Source organism: Catalinimonas alkaloidigena, assembly GCF_900100765.1.
In the GTDB taxonomy this organism is placed as follows: Bacteria; Bacteroidota; Bacteroidia; order Cytophagales; family Flexibacteraceae; genus Mooreia; species Mooreia alkaloidigena.
The window spans coordinates 1-18,328 of record NZ_FNFO01000005.1; the positions used below are offsets into that span (position 1 = coordinate 1).

Here is an 18,328-nt window from a genome sequence, read left to right on the forward strand (position 1 = left end):
TACTTACAGCGACCAGAAACTTGTAAGGAGTTACTCCTCGGGCTAAAGCAGTACTTTCAGTTCTACAATCAGGAAAGGCTGCATCAGTCGCTTGGGTATAAGACGCCCGAAACTATCTACAACCTAGCCGCTTGAACCAACTTAAATTCTAACGAACGCTGTCCTAACATTGGGGACCACCATATTGAAATACTGAAGTTCTAATTTTTTAAGTAAATCCTTAGTTGCCTTTAGGTCATTGATTTTCGTAATGATTAAGTCGTAAGGACCGTTGAGCAATCCCAATTTGAAACCTATCATCCACGTATCAAGACTAAATCCGCTGCCCGGTTGATGTAAGTCTCCGTTTATTCTACCTACAATAAATCCTTGGTATGCCCCGGCAAGTAATGGTTGATTATCCAGGTCAACGTTTACGAATGGAATATACCAAGCGAAATCGGTTTCGATAATTCTATTTTCATCAACTCGATGTTCACCACTATAGACTGGATTGTCTTTAATAGCTTGAAGTACTTTCTCTTTTGCTTGGTCTAAAGTCATTTTACTCTAGTAGCGCACAACGGTCCGGCTAGCATGTGGGGCTTGGGCAGTGTGCTGGCCATTGTTAGGCATCGTCATTATTTTTAATATTTCAAAAGGTTTAATCTTAAGTACCTCGATTGTTTCTTTCATTATTTTAAGTTCAAATTCCTTGTCCTTTATTATCCTGTTGTATTCACCAATGACAAGTTCTTCTTTTTTGTCGATAATGTTATAATTGAATATTGGTAGATTTTTAAATTTTCTAAGCTGATCTTTTATCCTTTGTTCATAATAGTAGGGATTATTTGGGTCTCTTTGATTGCATAATCTATCCACGATAATTATACCATAGTTCATAGCACTTTCATATGTGTTATGTATTAATTCAAAGTCTTTTAATTCTGCTTCATAAGTATTCATTATGTCGTTAAGTAATGTACTATTATGAGTTTTAATTTTCCAGAAGGATTCATTGACTTTGATCACATATTTACCCTTGTGTTGTTCTTGGAGAGGTTTAAATTGTACAAATTTTAAATTTAATCTATCAAATATTTGATCATACTGTTCCTCGCTTAATGCTTTTGGCCAATACTTATAAAGTTCTCTGAACTTGTCTTTTGTTATATTAATAATTGTCGAAATTGAATCCAGCTGTTCTTCACCAATTGAAAAATGTCGAGTTATATTATCGTAATATAATTTGTTCCAATAATTGAGTTTTGATTCAATATCATTTTCATTTGGTACTATATCTAATATAACTGATGCTCGGTTATTCAAATGTTCACTTTGATCATTCCAACCATGTGAGAATACTAACGTCGCATAAATAAATCCTTCGGTTTTGATTTCTTTGAATTTCTTCTTCTGTTTTTGTGTCCCTAGGATTCTATGCAACAAGTTCATTTTATTTGTCTTTGATGATGCCTAACGTTTAATGTATGAATCTGTAGCTTGGGTTTGTGCGATGGTTTTGCGGGGCTATGATTTCATACATAGTGTTATGCTCTTTTTTTAATGTACATAATTCCCAAAGGCGAAATGAGCATTTCCACCTTCAAAGTCTATAAATAAATACTTGACTATGCTTCCATCAATACCATCAATAGTATATTCAATAAGGGTTAACTTTTTCTCACCAAAGTATTCAAAAATCTCCAACTTCACCTTGTTAATTAGTTCATTCAAGTTTTCCAAATGATATTCAGACTTGAAAATATCAGGTGCTTTATTATCAAGCTTAAGATGCTCTAATGACCATTCAAAATAGTGATTCAGATGTGATTCAAAATCATTTTTAAGTTCAGTTTTAGTTTCTAATATATTTTCAATTGAATTTTCACCTATCCAATGTTCTTTGAATAAATCTGATGGGTTAGGTTTATTTTCTAAATCTATATTTAACCATATTATCGTTGGGTTATATCCGTCAGATAGAACTCCAAAGAAATCATTCAGGTACCCTATTATGCTTGTTAGATGTTTTTCTTTATTCATTATTTCATTGAGCATAACGTATGTATAGACGCACCTTTTCCAAAAGGTGCCGTTATTTCTGCTATAGTCGACCCCTTCTGTTTCCAGCGATAGTTATACTAAGTTGCTCATTAAAGTTTGAATATAGTCTTTTTACCATTGATGATTATAGTTTAGAGGTCAATATCATCCAACGGGCTGCGAATGCTACTCAGCATTTTGGTGCTCACATGGGTATATATCTCCGTGGTTTACTGCCGCTACGGCGGACCGTTCGCATGCCCTAACAGCACCTGTATGTAGCGAAGATCCGTGCGGTACGCCGCCGCGGCCCTTCTCGAGCAAATGCGTCGCAAATGAATGCCGTAGCGTATGCATCGTATTGGTTTCCGAATCCCGACCCTTTGTGCTGCTACCTTCAGCAACTTGCTGACACTTCGAAAGGAGTACTGGCCGCCATTCTGCCCTTCAAACAAGTAAACTTTAAGACGGTATAACATCAGGTACTCCTCCAAATATCGTAAGGTTTTGGTAGATAGGATACCTATTCGGTCTTTCTTGCCTTTCGCCCCTCGTGTATGCACCTGCATACGCTCTCGGTCCAAATCTCGCAACGGTAAGTATAGCAACTCTCCTACTCGAAGACCCGCTGAGTAAGTAAGCATGAGCATACACTGTGCTTCAGGTTCTTGGTGATCCGCAGAATTGGCTGGATTTCGTGCTCCTTCAATACTATAGGTAATGTACGCTCCCGGTGTGGGCGTTCGGTAAATCGGACCGCCGACGCGGTAGAACTTACGACGTCCCCTAGCACCTTTTCATAGTAGAATCCGGCGTGGAGCGCTTGATGGCATTGATGGCCACCGTGGCGCGGCTTGGTTCTGGTATGAGGTACCTACTTGTCGTTCTTCCACTAGGTAGCGCATGAACTCCAGAATATCTTTCTCGGTGAGAGCTCGATAATCCTCGTGGTGAAAGTAGTTAATGAACTCTTCGAACAAGCTACTGTAACTGTAGGTACGGATCGTCTTGAGACTGTAGCGCAGCACCTGAAGCTTTTCAATGTATTCTTTGGGGCAAGTCCGGTAATTAGGCACCTGTTCTGGTGAAATACATGGTGTACCTCTCTTTTCTTTCAGAGGCAAAAAATGTAGTGCCCGATCCGTTTCTTCCGCATAGCGTGCGATCTGCTCTCTGATGACTTCTGTGTCGGGTACGGTCCACAATCGGTTGGCTGCATCCCATCTGGGATATGGTAGCTGCTTAACGAATGTAATCAGTCCTACGTCAAACGGAAATACCAGTCGTAAGCGCCTGCTAGCCAAGGGGTGGACCTGGATAAGCCTTGGCAGCGCAGCATCTTTCGTGGTTGGTGAAGGCAGATGCTGTATTTCGTTAAGTCTTGTTCCGAAAGTAGCGTCGTAATAGGTTCAAATTCGCCTCAGCGTGGGTGATCTCCCACACGAAAGAAGTGACATTCCACCGTGACCATTGAAGTCCCTTTACAAACGCAATATCGGTAAGCTCTGCTGGCAGATGAAGTACTAGCTTGGAAGCCACTATTTCTAAGCGAACCTCTCGCCGCTGATCAGGTATAGGGGAGTAGAAGGAAGTTGTTTACGAAGCTGCGGTAACGCTGGCTTTGTTTTTTCAACCAACCAGGTAAAATCAGCCGAGGGCAGGAGTCGCTGTAGTTGTTGTAGGACTTCAGGCGTATCGGGTAACCACCAGCACCGACCGGGAGCATTCCACTGGGCACCGGAAATAGCTTTGATGCGAGCGATCAGCTTTGGATTATAAGGAAGAAAAACCTCTAATCGTGACTGATGCCGGTATGCGATACCCGGTACACGATACGGGAAACGCGGATCGGATCATGCATGCAAAAGGTGCGTTTAGCATGCCTACTTGGGAGATAGACGAAACTATAAAGTGCAATTAAGCAAAAATATTTTCACATTTATTATATTTCTTTACTCGCTTAAATTTTTACCCCTGTTTAGTATCATGATGAGAAAAGTTAAGAGCAATACGCCGAGACGCGATGCCTTGAAAAACCTTTTTAAACATGTGTAAAGTCTACCTATGGGAGAATGCATATTGGTGTAAGCAAGTCGAGATGTTTGCTCTTTTGCTTACACCAAAAACAAAAAAGCACTTACGATTTCTCATAAGTGCTTGATTTTCAGGAGCCCCCTGCCGGGATCGAACCAGCGACCTACTGATTACAAGTCAGTTGCTCTACCAGCTGAGCTAAGGAGGCTTTATACTTTACTTTACTTTTCTCTTGCCGCTACAGTCAGTTGCTCTATCGGAGCACCGAACCGCAGCTGAGCTAAGGAGGCTTACTACCTTGCGGGGCAACGTGTTTGCCCGGAATGTTTTTAATGTGCCCAGGACTGGACTCGAACCAGCATGCCCTGACGAGCACCACCCCCTCAAGATGGCGTGTCTACCAATTTCACCACCTGGGCGTCGATAAAAAAACAGCAAAGCCCGGCCTTTTCTCCGTTATTTACTGTTTCTTTTGTGATCCCGCTGGGGCTCGAACCCAGGACCCATACATTAAAAGTGTATTGCTCTACCAGCTGAGCTACGGAATCGTAAACTAAAATGGAAACGGTGTTTCCGTTGCTTTTTCCGGGGTGTTTCCCGTAATTGCGGTTGCAAAAGTATAGTTATCTCCCGTTACATGCAACCCAGCCTCCGAAAAATATTGTGTTTCTTGTGTTTGTTCTTTTCCCTCGGCATTTCGCAGGCCGCGCCCCCCACGCCCGCCCTGCAACTGCTGCACGAGGGCGACTCCCTGTTTGCGGCTTCGCGCTACCGGCGGGCGTTTCAGCGATATGACCAACTCTGGACGCAGTATGACGTCTACTCCCCGCAGATGCTGCTGCGGATGTCGTTTATCCAGGAGGGGCTCGGCAATTACCCGGAAGCGCTCTATTACCTGAACGTGTACTTCCTGCGCCACCCCGACCGGCAAACGGTTGAAAAGATGAAGTCGCTTGCCGAGAAGAACAAGCTTCAGGGCTATCGTTTCAGTGAACTGGACTGGATGCTGGCCTGGTACTACCAGTACCGCCTCTGGTTTCTGGCGGCCATGCTGGTGGGCGCCGCGGCGATGCTGGCCGCCACGCTGTACTACCGAAAGCGCCAGGAGGGTTCCATCTACCATCCCCTGTTTCTGTTGATTTTCCTCACGGCGGCGTTTTACCTCATCAACTACGGCGACACGTACCGCAAGGGCATCGTCAGTGGCGAGAAGATCTACCTCATGGGGGCGCCGTCGGCCGCGTCGCCGGTCGAACAGGTCATCGACCGGGGCCACCGGGTCACGGTCAAAGGTGTGGAAGATGTCTGGTATGAAGTGGAGTGGAACGGCCAGACGGGCTACATCCACCGCAGCCAACTGCGGCTCATCGCCGCCTGATCTTAAGGTTTTCGCTTGGGTGCGTCGGCTTCCGCCTGCGCGGGCAACGGCGCGGCGCTAACCTTGCTGATGAAAAAGACGCCCCGGTTCAGCTCACTCAGCGGTGCGTCTTTGTTGACGATGCGCTGTTCGCCCCAGGCAATGAGCTGGTTGCCGTACCACGGAAACAGATACAAGCTTTTGGTTTTGGATTCCTCGTCGCCCTCGTGGGCCATGGGGTAATGGATGGCGGCGGGCTCTTCCAGCTTTTCCCCGTTCACCAGGCGATTGACGATCAGTTCGCGGTCTTCGTCACTGAACACGGCCGTTACCGTATCGCCCTGCGTGTAGACGGCGGCCATTTCCACCAGATCGTACGACACTACCGAAGGCATGGTGAGGCTGTTGTCCCACAGGCGATTCCCGTCCGCATCGAGCATGCACAGAAACGTGTGGGTATAACGAAATCCGTCGAACACCCGATACGAGGAATACCCCGACGGACCGATGCTCCCCCGGTACGATTCCGAGCGATACTGCGGATAATAGGCCTCGGCCACAAACAGGTATTTGTCGCCTACCGGTACCAGATCGTGCAGCAAAAAGCGGTACCGCACCCGGTACTCCTTCCCTTTTTCGCGCCGCCGGAAAATGCGCCGCTTGATCCGCTCCTGGCGGTGGGGTTTCAGGTGGTTGAAGAAGTTATCGAACTCCGTGAATTTGCTGAGCTCCACCTCCTCGCGTTCGCCCCGCGCCCAGTTGAGCACAAAGGTGCCCTGCGGAAAGTACAGGGACCGGTCCGAGTAGGTCCCGATGGCCATCTGCCGCCCGGGCATGGGCGTGGTGAGGCGTGCCGACAAAAAATTGCGTGCCTTGGACGACTCAATTTCTTCCGTGTGCAGCAGGTCGCCCCCCGTTTCGTAGACGTTCAGGTGCAGCCGGAACCGCCGCCGCCGGTACACGGCCAGCAGCACGTTGATGTCCTGCGTGTAGGGATCGAAGTAGATGGCGTCGACTTCGGTATTGTTGCCGTAGATGGAGGACAACACGCGCGAGCGCCGCAGGTTGAGGTCGTAATGCACCACCACCGGGCGCGTGTTGATGTTGCCCGTCAGCAGCGCGTCGTAGCCCGAAACGTCCAGCCGGTCGAGATCGGCCTTCAGCAGAGAATAGATGTTGTAGACCGCCACACTGCCTTCCTGCAGGTTGATCTGATACAACAGGTTATCGAACGAGCCCTGTTTTCCGAAAAGCAGGTACAGGTTGTCGCCGTCGCGCGCCCAGGTTTTGTAAAACTGATCGGCCGTGATCATGTAATCGCCCCGCCACTGTTCGCCCAGCGTGGTGTCACACTTCACAAAAAGCCACCGATACGAAAAGCGGTCGACCGGTCGGGTGGTTTGCAGCAGGTACAGCAGCCCCGCTTCGCCCAGCGGCACCACGATGGGTTCGCGCAACGCGTTGGTTTCCACATCGAACTCCAGACGATCGGGATACGACTGCACGACCGGGATGTCGGTATAGGCCATGCTGTTGCTCTGCGCGATTTCCTGGGCGAGGGAAACCGTGCTCAGCAGCGCAGGCAGCAAAAAATAAAGATACTTCATAGCTCAGGTGTGTAGGTGTCGGGCGTTGCCGCGCAGGGTTCCCCGACAAAGGGGGTGGTGGACGCCTGACGAGGCAGGGGCACGCAACGCTCCTTTAAGTTCTACAATAACCTACGTAAAACAAAATAGGTTGCCGGTTTGGAAAAAGAATGGCGCAACGGCAACGGGGAGCGGGAAAGGGCAAAAAAAAAGACAGCCAACCCCACCACAAGTTGACTGTCCAAACAACCTACATTTGAAAGTCCATCTGACTTTCTGTTACAAAGGTACCTACAGGGCCCAGCGGCACAAAACCCGACTGCCATTTTTCAAATCTTTTTATGCATGCATACCTTTTCGAAAGCAGTTTGGTAATCCGCTCCTGTTTTTTTACGCTGTGCTTACGAGATCTGCAACGTCCGAAGTGCTCCCGTCGCTAGGGAGTCGTGTGAGGTCCGGCAGGCCGATCCGGTACAGAAACCCTTCGGCAGAGCGCACCTGGTTACGTGCCGGAATTAAGGTTCCTATCCCCTCTGATTTGGATAAAAATGCCCTTCCCGGTTACGCAGCGCTGCCTTTTGCATACCGGTCTTCCTCTTATTAAATTATCCCTATATTATTTTTACACAATTTAATCTTCCTTTGTAACCAATTCTATATCTTCGCGTTACCCTCTCACGAAGGGCTTTTGTCGACGGTGTGCTCACCACACCGCAGTACCAGCGAACCACCCCTGCCACCGCACGGTCATGCGATAGCAGTGAGGTCAACCGCTCGACTTCGATTGTTATGAAACACCTCTGCTGCCACGCCATTTTTTTCGCATCTGTCAACCACAGACCCGGAGGACAACCCGGTGTGCAGTTCCCGTCGCTTTTTTATTTTTTTCCAACCATACCCAATCTCTCATGTACAATCACCTCTACCCACGGCGCGCTGCTGCGCTCCTGTGGCTGAGCATGCTGCTGGGCAGCACCCTCAGCCCGACCCTCTTGTATGCCCAAACCCGCCTCTACGGCACCACCGCCGAGGGAGGCGCAGGAGCAGGCACGCTCTTCTCCAGCGACCCGGATGGCTCTGATTTCCAGGTCGAGTATACATTCCCGGATTTTGGTTCACAACCTACCGATCGCCCCGTGATGGGGACCGATGGCGCTTTCTACGGCGTTTCTTCCGAAGGAGGTGCTTACGAACTAGGCGTTGCCTACAAAGTAATGCCTCAGGGGGGCAGCATGCCGGTCGCGCTGCATTCCTTCCAGTTGCAGGAAGGGCAGCCTACGTCGGGACTGACCCTGGGGCCCAACGGCAACCTCTACGGAATGACCACCACCAGCTTCTACCGCCTCAGCCCGGACGGGACGCTGACCGTTCTCCGTACCTTTACGGCGCCGGAAGGTCTGGAAGGCCAGACCTTGCTGCTCGGAAGCGACGGCTACTTCTACGGAGGGCTACGCTCCGGCGGTATCGAAGGCGCAGGGAGCTTGTTCCGCATTATGCCGGACGGCACCAGCTTTCAGAAACTCCACGACTTCAGCTCCGCTGACGGCTACCAGCCGCATTTCGCGCTGCTGGAACACGACGGCTTCTTGTACGGTGTCACCCAAAACGGCAGTGCCTCGCAAGGGAGTGTGTTCCGCATGACGTTGAGCGGCAGCAACTTCGAAACGTTGGCCGTGTTCGACGAGCAGTACGTGCCGGCCGGAGCGCTTACCGCAGCCGCAAACGGTGCCCTTTACGGGATTGCGGGGTACACAAACGATGCCGCTTACCCGGAAGTCTACCGGTACACACAGGTGTACAAAATCATGCCCGACGGCGCTGGTTTCACTGTGCTTTCTCCTGAGTTTTTCGGGTCGTCTACCTTTGCGCTCTTCCCACACGCCGCTTTGGTTGTCGGCAGTGACCAGCTACTCTACGGAGCAGTTCCCAACTCGAACGATGCAGGGCGCAGCACCATCTTCCGCGTGGAAAGCAACGATGCCCTGACCACCCTCGCCCAACCCGATTTTTATACGTTCGGCGGTCTCGTACGCGGAAACGATGGCTCGTTCTACGGCGTGACGGAAACGCAATTCCGTGCCGAAACCGGACTGTATCAGCTGTCATCGCAAGGGGGCACTGCCTACTCGGCCAACGTTATCGCGTCATTAGGCGCACCGCTGGGAAAAAACAGCGACGGCCAGAGCCTGCTCCAGATCGGCGATTATCTGTATGGCACCTGCCGCGACGGAGGCCAGTATCAGTACGGCACGTTTTTCCGCTACTCTCTGCAAGACCACACGGTTGAAAAGCTGCACGACTTTAACAACACAAATGCGCCTAACGACGGCATTTTCCCGGTAGGTACGCTGGTCGACGGCCAGGACGGGTACATCTACGGCATCGCGGTCGACGATCAGTACGGCCAAGTAGCTCCCAACGGTATCGTCTCCACAAGCGGCGTGGCTTATCTCTACCAGATTGCGCTGGATGGCAGCAGTTACACCACACTGGCCGAAGTCACCGACGACGACGACAACCGTTACGAAGTCTTTTGGGGGGTGATCCGGGGCAGCGACGGCTTCCTCTACACCACCGAAGGAGGTGGCGGCTATTATGGTCAGTCGTTTCTTGGCAACTACGGTCTCGTTTACCGGCTGAATACAAGTGGCAGCCTGGTCGATCCGATCGGGGACGGCATCAGCTCGCCGGGTTGGGACATGAACGGCCTCCTGGAAGCAAGCAACGGCTACCTCTATTACACAGCGCGTAGCAAAGTGGGTGAGTTTGGGCAGTTCACAGAAGATGATGTGCTGATGCGTGTCAAGCGGGATAACCCCGACGGCTACGAGGTGCTGCATGACTTTTCGACCGCCGATGGCCTAGAACCGTTCGGTCGCCTGGTGGAAGGTCCTGGCAGCTACTTGTACGGCCTGACCAGCGAAGGCGGCGCGAACGGTTACGGCACCGTGTTCCGCATCAAGCTGGACGGCACTGGCTTCCAGAAGCTGTACGACTTCACCGAGGCGAACGGTACCCATCCGGTAGGCAACCTCAGCCTGGGGGCCGATCAGTTGCTGTACGGCCTGACCCGCTTCGGCGGCAGCCACGACGCCGGCACGCTGTTCTCGATCTCGCTCGATGGTGCCACCTTCACCAAACTGCATGACTTTTCTGCCCTGGACGGTAGCCAGCCTCGTGGGGCTGTGTTGTTCCTCGACGATGCTTCTGCCCCCGAAGTTACGCTCGCTTACGAAGCGGAGTGTGCCCAACTGGGATCGGCCTGGACCACCTCGAACAGTTCGCTGGCGGCCAACGGACAGTTTGTTTACGGAGCTTCTTCTGCATTCGCCCCTCTTACCGACGACAGCCAGGTAGCTCGCTTTGCGCTCGACGTGCCTCAGGCCGGTGCCTACACGCTTGCCGCCCGGGTTCGCGCCATCAGCAGCAACCGCAACTCCTTCTGGGTGCGCCTCAACGGCGGCGCCTGGGAACGCTGGGACCTGCCCGTTAGCCAGGACTACCAGTGGGCCGAGTTGCCTTTTAGCGGTCAGTCGCTGAGCCAGGGCACCAACACGGTGGAGCTGGGCATTCGCGAGTTCAACACCAACTTCGACAAGCTGGTGCTCACCAACGGCGCACTGCCCACCGGCCTGGGACCCGACGCCACCAACTGCACCGTTGACTTCTCTACTTACCTGGAAGCGGAGTGCGCTCAGGTAGGCGCGGCCTGGACCACCAGCACCAGCACGCTGGCAGCCAACGGTCAGTACGTCTACAGTACGGCCTCCCACTTCAGCCCCTCCGGGCAGACCGCCGACCGGGTCCGCTTCGTGATCGACGCGCCGCAGGCCGATGCCTACACGATCTCGGCCCGCGTGCGGGCCATCGGCTCCGGCCGCAACTCCTTCTGGGTACGCCTCAACGACGGAGCCTGGGAACGCTGGGACCTGCCCGTCGGTCAGGACTACCAATGGGTCAGCCTGCCCGTCAGCGGCAGTGCGTTGAGTCAGGGTAGCAACACCCTGGATGTGGAGTTCCGCGAGTCTTACACGCAACTGGACAAAGTCTTCGTCACCAACACCGGGGCCATGCCCACCGGGCTGGGCGAGGCGGCCACCAACTGCGACAACACCCGCCGGTTGAGCCCGGCAGCGGCTCAGTTGACTTCGCATTTGCAGGTCTACCCCAACCCGACCCAGGGACGCTTCACGCTCACGGATGCGGAACTGGATCTGAGTCAGGCCCAGGTGCAGGTCACGGCACTGGACGGACGCCTCTTGCCGCAGGTGCCGGTGCGTGCTCAGGGCAACGGCTGGCAGATCGACCTCTCGGCCCAGCCGGCCGGTCTCTACCTCATCAAAGTCACCACGCCGCAGCAGGTCCTGCTTCAGCGTGCCATCAAACAATAGCGCTATTGCGCCCCAACGACGAAACTCCCGGCGACTCCGCTGGGGGTTTCGTTTTTTTAGTAGACGCTCCGCAGCGCTAGCGTGGCCGCACCCAGCCACCGCGGGCACGCACCGCTCCATCCCACCGGGGACAGAAAATCGGTTTCTTAAAAATTGCCCACCTTTGTGGAAAAGAAATCAAACCATGACGAACGAACAGTTGAAAGACTTGAAGGCACGCACCTCGGCCTTAAGGGGGTATCTTTGACTACGATCAGAAAGTAGAAGAAATCGCAGAAGAAGAGCGCAAAACCGCAGAGCCGGGCTTTTGGGATGACCCGAAGGCCGCCGAAGCGGTGATGAAAGCCATCAAGGAAAAGAAAGCCTGGACCGAGAGTTTCGCGGAAGTGCAGCAGGCCATGGACGACGTGGAAACGCTCTGGGAATTTTACGAGGCCGGCGACGTGGAAGACGCCGAGATGGACCGGGAATACGCGAAGGCCATCAAGGTGCTGGAAGAGTTGGAATTCAAGAAGATGCTTTCTGGCGAAGAGGACCAACTGCCGGCCATCCTGGAGATTAACCCGGGCGCAGGCGGCACCGAAAGTCAGGACTGGGCCGACATTTTGCTGCGCATGTACATCATGTGGGGCGAACAGCACGACTTCTCCGTGCGGCAGGTCAACTACCAGCCCGGCGAAACGGCGGGCATCAAATCGGCCACACTCGAAATCGACGGACCGTTTGCCTACGGCTACCTGAAAGCAGAAATCGGGGTGCATCGGCTGGTGCGCATTTCCCCCTTCGATTCGGGCGGAAGACGTCACACGTCGTTTGCCTCGGTGTTTGCCTATCCGGTTGTGGACGACTCCATAGAAATCGACGTCAACCCGGCCGACATCGAGTGGGATACCTTCCGCTCGGGCGGGGCCGGTGGGCAGAACGTCAACAAGGTGGAAACCGCCGTGCGCCTGCGCCACAAACCGTCGGGCCTCATCATCGAATGTCAGCAGGAACGCTCGCAGTTGCAGAACAAAGACAAGGCGCTCAAAATGTTGAAGTCGCGGCTCTACCAACTGGAAATTGAGCGACGCAACGAAGAAAAAGCAAAGATCGAAGGCACTAAAAAGCGCATCGACTTCGGGTCGCAGATCCGCAACTACGTGCTGCATCCGTATAAATTGATCAAAGATTTGAGAACGGGGGTGGAACGGACCGACGTGCAAAATGTACTCGACGGCGACCTCGACGAATACATTAAAGCGTTTCTGTTGGATCAGGGGCAGGAAGTCTGACCTCATCCCGATCATCATTCCTTTTACCCGGCAGAGCCTCGCGCCATCTGCCGGGTATTTTCTTATCTAGACGCTGGTTCTCACGCAATTGTCGCCGAAAAGGTACGCTCGCGACCTTCGAAAAGCCGAAGGCCTTATCTTGCGAGTGCAAAATGTTATCAAGACGGTTATGAGAATCAAGTATTTCCTGTTAACGACCGGGATCAGCCTTCTGGCCTCGGCTTCTTCTTTTGCACAACTTTCGATCGGCCCGACGGGCGGCGTTAATCTGGCGCACCACCGCATGCACTTCGACGAAGGCGAGACGCCGGAGACGCAACTGCTTCTTCAACCGACCGCCGGCGTAGCAGTCGACGTAAAACTGCTGCCGCTGCTCTCGTTGCAACCGCAGTTTCTGTACAGCGGCAAAGGCACGGCCTATACCCTGAATGAGGATGTGGAGGGCTATTCGCGGACCAAGGTTTCGTACCTGGAGGTGCCGGTCAATGCCGTGTTGAGCGTAGGGCTGTCGGAGGCGCAGTTTCAGTTCTTTGCAGGCCCCTACGCCAGCTTGGCGGTGTACGGCAAAAACAAGTACGACTACGCCAGCGATTTATTTGGCGTGAAGATGCGGGTTTCGGATGATGAAACGTTGCAGTTCGGCGACGGCGACAACTACGATCTCCGCAGCTTTGACTACGGCATGAACTTCGGGATCGGCGTACGTTCCAACCACGTGCAACTCCAGACGGGTTACTCGCTGGGCATGCAAAACCTGGTGGCCGACGAGGAGTCGCGTCAGCACAATACCATCGAAAACGGCGCCATCCACGCCCGGCTTACGTTCTTCATCGGTGGCTAACCGGTCGAACCCAATCACAAGCATTTTGAGCCCGGCAGTTGCGCCGGGCTTTTTTGTGGCCCCTCACCGGCTATCCCCCCTATCTCCCCCTCGTCCTAATTTCGTATCATCTCGGCAGGCGGCTTCGTACTTAGCATAGGTTCTTTCGTCGTAATATGCCCCAGGTATGAACTTTGCCCGTCCCTCCTCGTACGAAGCCCAGGCCTTGCAGGAAATGCAAGCGTGGCAACAACGCATCTACGAACGCCCCACGTTTACGCATCAGGTGGCGCAGAAAGTGCAGGACAAGCTCAACGGCCTGATGCCAGACCGCGTGACCGACGCCATTACGGCTGCCGTGAAACAGATGATCCGCGCGGTTTTGTTCGGAGCCGAACTGACCAATCCGGCGCCACTCCGGCAGGCCACTCTGGAACGCCGCGAACATGCGGTTGAGCGACGGATCGACTTTTACCGGAAAACCGCCGCGGCCGAAGGCGGCATCACCGGAGCGGGCGGATTCCTGTTGGGACTGGCCGATTTCCCGATGCTGCTGGGGCTCAAGCTCAAAATGCTGTTCGAACTTGCGGCGTTGTACGGCTACGACGTCAGCGACTACCGCGAGCGGCTCTATCTGCTTTACCTCATGCAACTGGCCTTCAGTACGGCCGACCGACGCCAGGCGGTTTACGAGCAGATGATTCAGTGGGAAGCCCGGAAACTGGCCCTGCCCGACGACATTCACCAGTACGACTGGCGTACGTTTCAGCAGGAGTACCGCGACTACCTCGACGTCGCCAAGTTTGCGCAGCTACTCCCCTTCATCGGAGCGCCCGTCGGGGTGATTGTCAACTACCGACTGGTGACCAAATTGGGCAACACCGCCATGAACGCCTACCGCCTACGCTGGTACGAGCGCCGCGCCCTCGCGCCCACCGCCGTTTCACTGCTCAAGTAACCACGCTTTTTTTCTGTTCCGGCTACGGTCGGCAGACTTCTCCGGTTGGTCGGGACAATTGGTCGAAGCGTCTAGACACGCTCCTGCCCCCACGCATATCCTTCCCTTTTCGGCGTTAGTGCACCAGAGCCTTCACAAAAATCCTGTTGTACGCACATGACCTGCGCTACGTCCGCTTCTCAAACGGTACGCTCAAAGCGGTGAAAAGCGATGCGCTCCATGTGTCCTTACACGTTTCACAAATCGCCGATGCTTCCTCTAAAGAGGCGGGGGCCCGAGTGAAGTCAGTTCTCAAAAAGCATCAAACACGTATCGTTTTATTCCATGGACAGAAAGAAATTTATCAGAAATAGCCTGGCAGGGTTGAGCGCCATTGTGGCGTTGCCGGCCGCCATCACCGCCTGTTCCCGAGAGGCAGACACCATCAACCCGGAAAATCCCACGGGCACCGATACGGACGCCTGTGCTTTGTCGCCGCGCGAAACGGAAGGACCCTATCCCATTAAAACGCCGGCGCAACTGGTGCGCGAAAACATCGTCGCCGACCGCACCGGCGTGGCGCTGCTGATGACGATTACCGTGCAGGACCAAAGCAACGCGTGTGCTCCGCTGGCAGGCGTTTTAGTCGACGTCTGGCACTGCGACAAGGACGGTAATTATTCACAGTACAGCGGTTACACCAACGTGAGCTTTTTGAGAGGCCGGCAAACGACCGATACCAACGGTCAGGCGTCGTTCATCAGCATCTTTCCGGGTTGGTACCGGGGGCGGGCACCGCACATTCACGTGGAAGTGCTCGATGCGGACGAGCGGTCGCTCATGGTGTCGCAAATTGCGTTTCCCGTCGACGTCTACACGGAAGTGTACAGTTCTGAAGGCTACAACGGGGCGCCCGATACGTCGAACACGCAGGACGGCATTTTCTCCGACAGCCTGGACGGCAACATGGCCGACGCCGTGACCGGCAACGTGACGGATGGTTACACCCTTACAAAAACCCTGGTGGTGTAGAGCAAAAGAAGCGAACGTAGTGGTGCGTTTGTTTTACGGTAGGTACTGTCTTCTTCGGAGGGCAGTGCCTTCTCTTTTGTAGCAAACCTCTCGGGGCCTTCGCGCGTTTCTACGGTACACCGACCCAACCGACGCATGAAACAGTTCGCGCAGCTCTACCAACAGCTGGACCAGACCAACAAAACCAACAAGAAAGTCGCCATCCTGAAGGAGTACTTCCAGACGGCCAACGACGCTGACAAGATATGGACCATCGCGCTGTTTTCGCACCGCCGCCCCCGCCGCCAAGTCAACACCACACAACTGCGCCAGTGGGCCACCGAAGCGGCCGACATTCCGCTCTGGCTTTTTGAGGAATCGTACCACGTGGTGGGCGACCTGGCCGAGACGGTGGCGCTGCTGTTGCCGCCCCCGGACAGCACGAGCGATCGCAGCCTTTCGGAATGGATCGACTGGCTTCAGACGCTGTCGGCTATGCCCGAGCCGGAACGCAAGGAAGCGCTGGTATCGGCCTGGCGGGAACAGACCCCGGCCGAGCGGATGGTATTCACGAAACTACTCACCGGCAATTTCCGGATCGGCATTTCGCGGAACCTGATGGAACGCGCGCTGGCCGAAGCCACAGAGGTGGAAAAGGCGTCGCTCTCGCACCGATTGATGGGCAACTGGCAGCCCGGCGAAACTTCGTTCGAGCAACTGATTTTGCAGGAAGATGCTGATGAAGATCATTCGCGGCCCTACCCTTTTTTCCTCGCGCATCCGGTCGAAGAGCCGGAAACGTTGGGCGAGCCGAACGCCTGGCAGGCCGAATGGAAGTGGGACGGCATCCGGTCGCAAACGATCAAACGCAACGACACGCTCTACATCTGGTCGCGCGGGGAGGAACTGGTCACCGACAAATACCCTGAGCTGGCCCCGTTGGGCGATTACCTGCCCGAAGGGACGGTCATCGACGGCGAGCTGTTGCCCTTCCGGGACGGGCGGCCGCTGCCCTTTGGCATTCTGCAAACGCGCATCGGCCGCAAAACCCTCACGCCCAAACTGCTGAAAGAAGCACCGGTGGTCATCTACGCCTACGATCTGTTGGAGTGGCAAGGCGAATCGCTGCGGTCCCAACCGCTACACGAACGTCGCGCGATGCTCGAGCGGTTGGTAGAAGATGTACACCTGCCCATCCTCCACCTGTCACCCAAAGTGCCCTCGGTCAGTTGGGAGGCCCTCCGTGAATTGCGCAGCACCGCCCGCGAGTTCGGGGCCGAAGGGCTGATGCTGAAACGGCTGGAGTCGCCCTACCGCGTGGGGCGGCAACGGGGCGACTGGTGGAAATGGAAAGTGGAACCGCTGACGATCGACGGCGTACTGGTCTACGCGCAGCGCGGCACCGGCCGCCGGGCCGACCTCTATTCCGACTACACCTTTGCCGTGTGGGATGGGCCCAATCTGGTACCCTTTACCAAAGCCTATTCTGGCCTGACCGACGCCGAAATGCGCCGCGTCGATGCCTTTGTGAAACGCAACACACGGGAGAAGTTCGGTCCCGTCCGGACGGTCACACCGAAGCTGGTCTTTGAACTGGCCTTCGAAGGAATTCAGGCTTCCAAACGACACAAATCGGGCGTGGCGCTCCGCTTTCCGCGCATCCTGCGCTGGCGCGAGGACAAACCCAAAGAAGAAGCCGACACGCTGGAAACCCTGCAGGAAATGCTACAATTGTACGGGAGTTAGCGACCCATCACCTTGCTTACGTCCAGTACAAAATAGGCGCCTGAGGAAAACGCCGGGCCAGTTCGTCGGTGAAGAACATCCGCAGCGCACGCATCTCCTCGGGACGATACACGTATTTCAGGCCGCCGAACTTGTTCCGCTTGACCGCCCGCTGTGCCTCGTCCATCTCCAGTTTCGACTGCGGGTACCACCGTTGCAAAACCTCTTTGGAGCCGGGCGTGAACCGGTGGCTGATCAACTCAAACGTCAGGTCAACAGGAAAATCCAGCGTGGCCTGCAAGGCGTCTAGCAATTGGCCGTAGTGCTGCGGCCAGTCTTCCAGCGGCATGATCGGCGCAAGCACTACGCCGACCGGGTAGCCTGCCTGCGCAAGCTGCCGCAAAGCCGCCAGCCGATCCGGAAGCGACGAGGTCCCCGCCTCCAGGTATCGCGCGACCGGGGCGGCATTCAGACTGATTCGCGCCCGTGTCCGTCCCGCGTGCGGGAGATTCAACAGCGGCGCTACCTGATGAAACTTGGTAACCCAGCGCAACTGCGTGCCGGGACGCGTCGCGAAATGTTGGATGGCAGTCGACAAACTGCCCGTCAGGTGTTCCAGCGACAGCGGATCGGTGTAACAACTGGCTTCGAAGGTGGTCACCTGATGGGGCCGTTCATAGGCTTGGGTCGCTTCCAGAATGGCGGGCAGGTTGGCGTACGCCCGCACCACCGGCGGCCCCTGCAAACTGCCCGCCAGGTAACAATACTGACAGTGGGCCGGACAGCCCTGCGCCAGGTGAAACTGCCAGTCGGCGGAAGGCGGAATCGGTTGGAATTTCAGGGCACTGGGCGGGGCGTTGACAATCGCCAGCGTTTGTTTCGCCTGACGGTAGGTTTCCCGCTCGGTGGCTCCCCGCAAACCCGTCAGCCGGTTGGACGACAAGACCTCGACGGGCAAACCCAAGCGAGTAATCCGCTCGTAGATGCGTTGCCCGAACGGTTCGCGCAGGGTATCCGGCGTAAACAACACCCGTTTGGGATACCAAAGGCGTGACGCACGACCAGCAATGGGCTCGACAGAAAAGGAATCGATCATATAAAAAATATCCTATATACCACAACACCTTACCCGAACAGAACGTTTCTCAAAATCAAGCCCAATCTGCAA

14 protein-coding genes, 3 tRNA genes and 1 pseudogene are annotated in these 18,328 nt (G+C 54.3%); 8 read left to right on the forward strand and 10 right to left on the reverse strand.

The window, feature by feature from the left end; genetic code table 11:
• Positions 1-120 (forward strand): annotated as a pseudogene (locus BLR44_RS13825) (integrase core domain-containing protein); the annotation flags it as partial.
• 21 nt (positions 121-141) lie between these two features.
• On the opposite strand, the gene BLR44_RS13830 reads toward BLR44_RS13825, so the two are convergent.
• The 8 genes from BLR44_RS13830 to BLR44_RS13865 all read right to left on the reverse strand — a co-directional run bounded on the left by BLR44_RS13830 (position 142) and on the right by BLR44_RS13865 (position 4,607).
• On the reverse strand, positions 142-543 hold the full coding sequence (locus tag BLR44_RS13830) for a hypothetical protein (protein ID WP_089682872.1): 402 nt from the start codon (positions 541-543) through the stop codon (positions 142-144).
• Positions 544-549: 6 nt separating this feature from the next.
• A complete protein-coding gene (locus BLR44_RS13835; RefSeq protein WP_218127081.1) occupies positions 550-1,428 on the reverse strand; it encodes a hypothetical protein in 879 nt (292 codons plus the stop codon).
• Between the two features lie 114 nt (positions 1,429-1,542).
• Complete coding sequence (locus tag BLR44_RS13840; protein ID WP_089682876.1) at positions 1,543-2,040, reverse strand: hypothetical protein; 498 nt, start codon at positions 2,038-2,040, stop codon at positions 1,543-1,545.
• A gap of 224 nt (positions 2,041-2,264) precedes the next feature.
• Positions 2,265-2,777, reverse strand: coding sequence for a tyrosine-type recombinase/integrase (locus tag BLR44_RS29380; protein ID WP_410493086.1), 513 nt, complete (start codon positions 2,775-2,777; stop codon positions 2,265-2,267).
• A 45-nt stretch (positions 2,778-2,822) separates the two neighbouring features.
• Positions 2,823-3,101: a phage integrase N-terminal SAM-like domain-containing protein gene (locus BLR44_RS29385; protein WP_410493087.1), complete on the reverse strand. Its 279-nt coding sequence runs from the start codon at positions 3,099-3,101 to the stop codon at positions 2,823-2,825.
• A 1,093-nt stretch (positions 3,102-4,194) separates the two neighbouring features.
• Positions 4,195-4,267: transfer RNA gene (locus BLR44_RS13855), tRNA-Thr, on the reverse strand.
• Between the two features lie 127 nt (positions 4,268-4,394).
• Positions 4,395-4,478: transfer RNA gene (locus BLR44_RS13860), tRNA-Leu, on the reverse strand.
• A 56-nt stretch (positions 4,479-4,534) separates the two neighbouring features.
• A tRNA-Lys gene (locus BLR44_RS13865) sits at positions 4,535-4,607 on the reverse strand.
• Positions 4,608-4,735: 128 nt separating this feature from the next.
• Here BLR44_RS13865 and BLR44_RS13870 point away from each other — a divergent pair.
• Complete coding sequence (locus BLR44_RS13870; RefSeq protein ID WP_176956042.1) at positions 4,736-5,437, forward strand: SH3 domain-containing protein; 702 nt, start codon at positions 4,736-4,738, stop codon at positions 5,435-5,437.
• 2 nt (positions 5,438-5,439) lie between these two features.
• Here the strand turns inward: BLR44_RS13870 and BLR44_RS13875 are convergent, their stop codons facing one another.
• A complete protein-coding gene (locus BLR44_RS13875; protein WP_089682885.1) occupies positions 5,440-7,023 on the reverse strand; it encodes a hypothetical protein in 1,584 nt (527 codons plus the stop codon).
• An 887-nt stretch (positions 7,024-7,910) separates the two neighbouring features.
• On the opposite strand from BLR44_RS13875, the gene BLR44_RS13880 reads away from it, so the two are divergent.
• The 6 genes from BLR44_RS13880 (at position 7,911) to BLR44_RS13905 (ending at position 17,181) form a co-directional block, all read left to right on the forward strand.
• Positions 7,911-11,393 (forward strand): choice-of-anchor tandem repeat GloVer-containing protein, encoded by a 3,483-nt coding sequence (locus tag BLR44_RS13880; RefSeq protein ID WP_089682888.1) that lies wholly within the window; start codon positions 7,911-7,913, stop codon positions 11,391-11,393.
• A 184-nt stretch (positions 11,394-11,577) separates the two neighbouring features.
• Positions 11,578-12,667 (forward strand): peptide chain release factor 2 gene (prfB, locus tag BLR44_RS13885; protein ID WP_143017287.1). Its coding sequence is split into 2 segments (ribosomal slippage): positions 11,578-11,637 and positions 11,639-12,667, totalling 1,089 coding nucleotides; the frame shifts between segments, so codons are not numbered across the junction.
• A 169-nt stretch (positions 12,668-12,836) separates the two neighbouring features.
• On the forward strand, positions 12,837-13,508 hold the full coding sequence (locus BLR44_RS13890; RefSeq protein WP_089682891.1) for an outer membrane beta-barrel protein: 672 nt from the start codon (positions 12,837-12,839) through the stop codon (positions 13,506-13,508).
• A 166-nt stretch (positions 13,509-13,674) separates the two neighbouring features.
• Complete coding sequence (locus BLR44_RS13895; RefSeq protein ID WP_089682893.1) at positions 13,675-14,445, forward strand: EcsC family protein; 771 nt, start codon at positions 13,675-13,677, stop codon at positions 14,443-14,445.
• Between the two features lie 324 nt (positions 14,446-14,769).
• Positions 14,770-15,456 (forward strand): dioxygenase family protein, encoded by a 687-nt coding sequence (locus BLR44_RS13900; protein ID WP_089682895.1) that lies wholly within the window; start codon positions 14,770-14,772, stop codon positions 15,454-15,456.
• Positions 15,457-15,591: 135 nt separating this feature from the next.
• The gene (locus BLR44_RS13905) at positions 15,592-17,181 is read left to right on the forward strand and encodes an ATP-dependent DNA ligase (protein WP_089682897.1); all 1,590 of its coding nucleotides are present in this window, start codon (positions 15,592-15,594) and stop codon (positions 17,179-17,181) included.
• Between the two features lie 16 nt (positions 17,182-17,197).
• Here the strand turns inward: BLR44_RS13905 and BLR44_RS13910 are convergent, their stop codons facing one another.
• Entirely contained in the window at positions 17,198-18,256 is a 1,059-nt protein-coding gene (locus BLR44_RS13910; RefSeq protein ID WP_089682900.1) for a spore photoproduct lyase family protein, read from the reverse strand.
• Between the last annotated feature and the right edge of the window lie 72 nt (positions 18,257-18,328).

Bases quoted from the DNA above. Each gene is read 5' to 3' on its own strand.
- BLR44_RS13830 (WP_089682872.1), bottom strand. From the start codon at position 543: ATGACTTTAGACCAAGCAAAAGAGAAAGTACTTCAAGCTATTAAAGAC.
- BLR44_RS13840 (WP_089682876.1), bottom strand. From the start codon at position 2,040: ATGCTCAATGAAATAATGAATAAAGAAAAACATCTAACAAGCATAATA.
- BLR44_RS13875 (WP_089682885.1), bottom strand. From the start codon at position 7,023: ATGAAGTATCTTTATTTTTTGCTGCCTGCGCTGCTGAGCACGGTTTCC.
- BLR44_RS13880 (WP_089682888.1), top strand. From the start codon at position 7,911: ATGTACAATCACCTCTACCCACGGCGCGCTGCTGCGCTCCTGTGGCTG.
- BLR44_RS13890 (WP_089682891.1), top strand. From the start codon at position 12,837: ATGAGAATCAAGTATTTCCTGTTAACGACCGGGATCAGCCTTCTGGCC.
- BLR44_RS13895 (WP_089682893.1), top strand. From the start codon at position 13,675: ATGAACTTTGCCCGTCCCTCCTCGTACGAAGCCCAGGCCTTGCAGGAA.
- BLR44_RS13900 (WP_089682895.1), top strand. From the start codon at position 14,770: ATGGACAGAAAGAAATTTATCAGAAATAGCCTGGCAGGGTTGAGCGCC.
- BLR44_RS13905 (WP_089682897.1), top strand. From the start codon at position 15,592: ATGAAACAGTTCGCGCAGCTCTACCAACAGCTGGACCAGACCAACAAA.
- BLR44_RS13910 (WP_089682900.1), bottom strand. From the start codon at position 18,256: ATGATCGATTCCTTTTCTGTCGAGCCCATTGCTGGTCGTGCGTCACGC.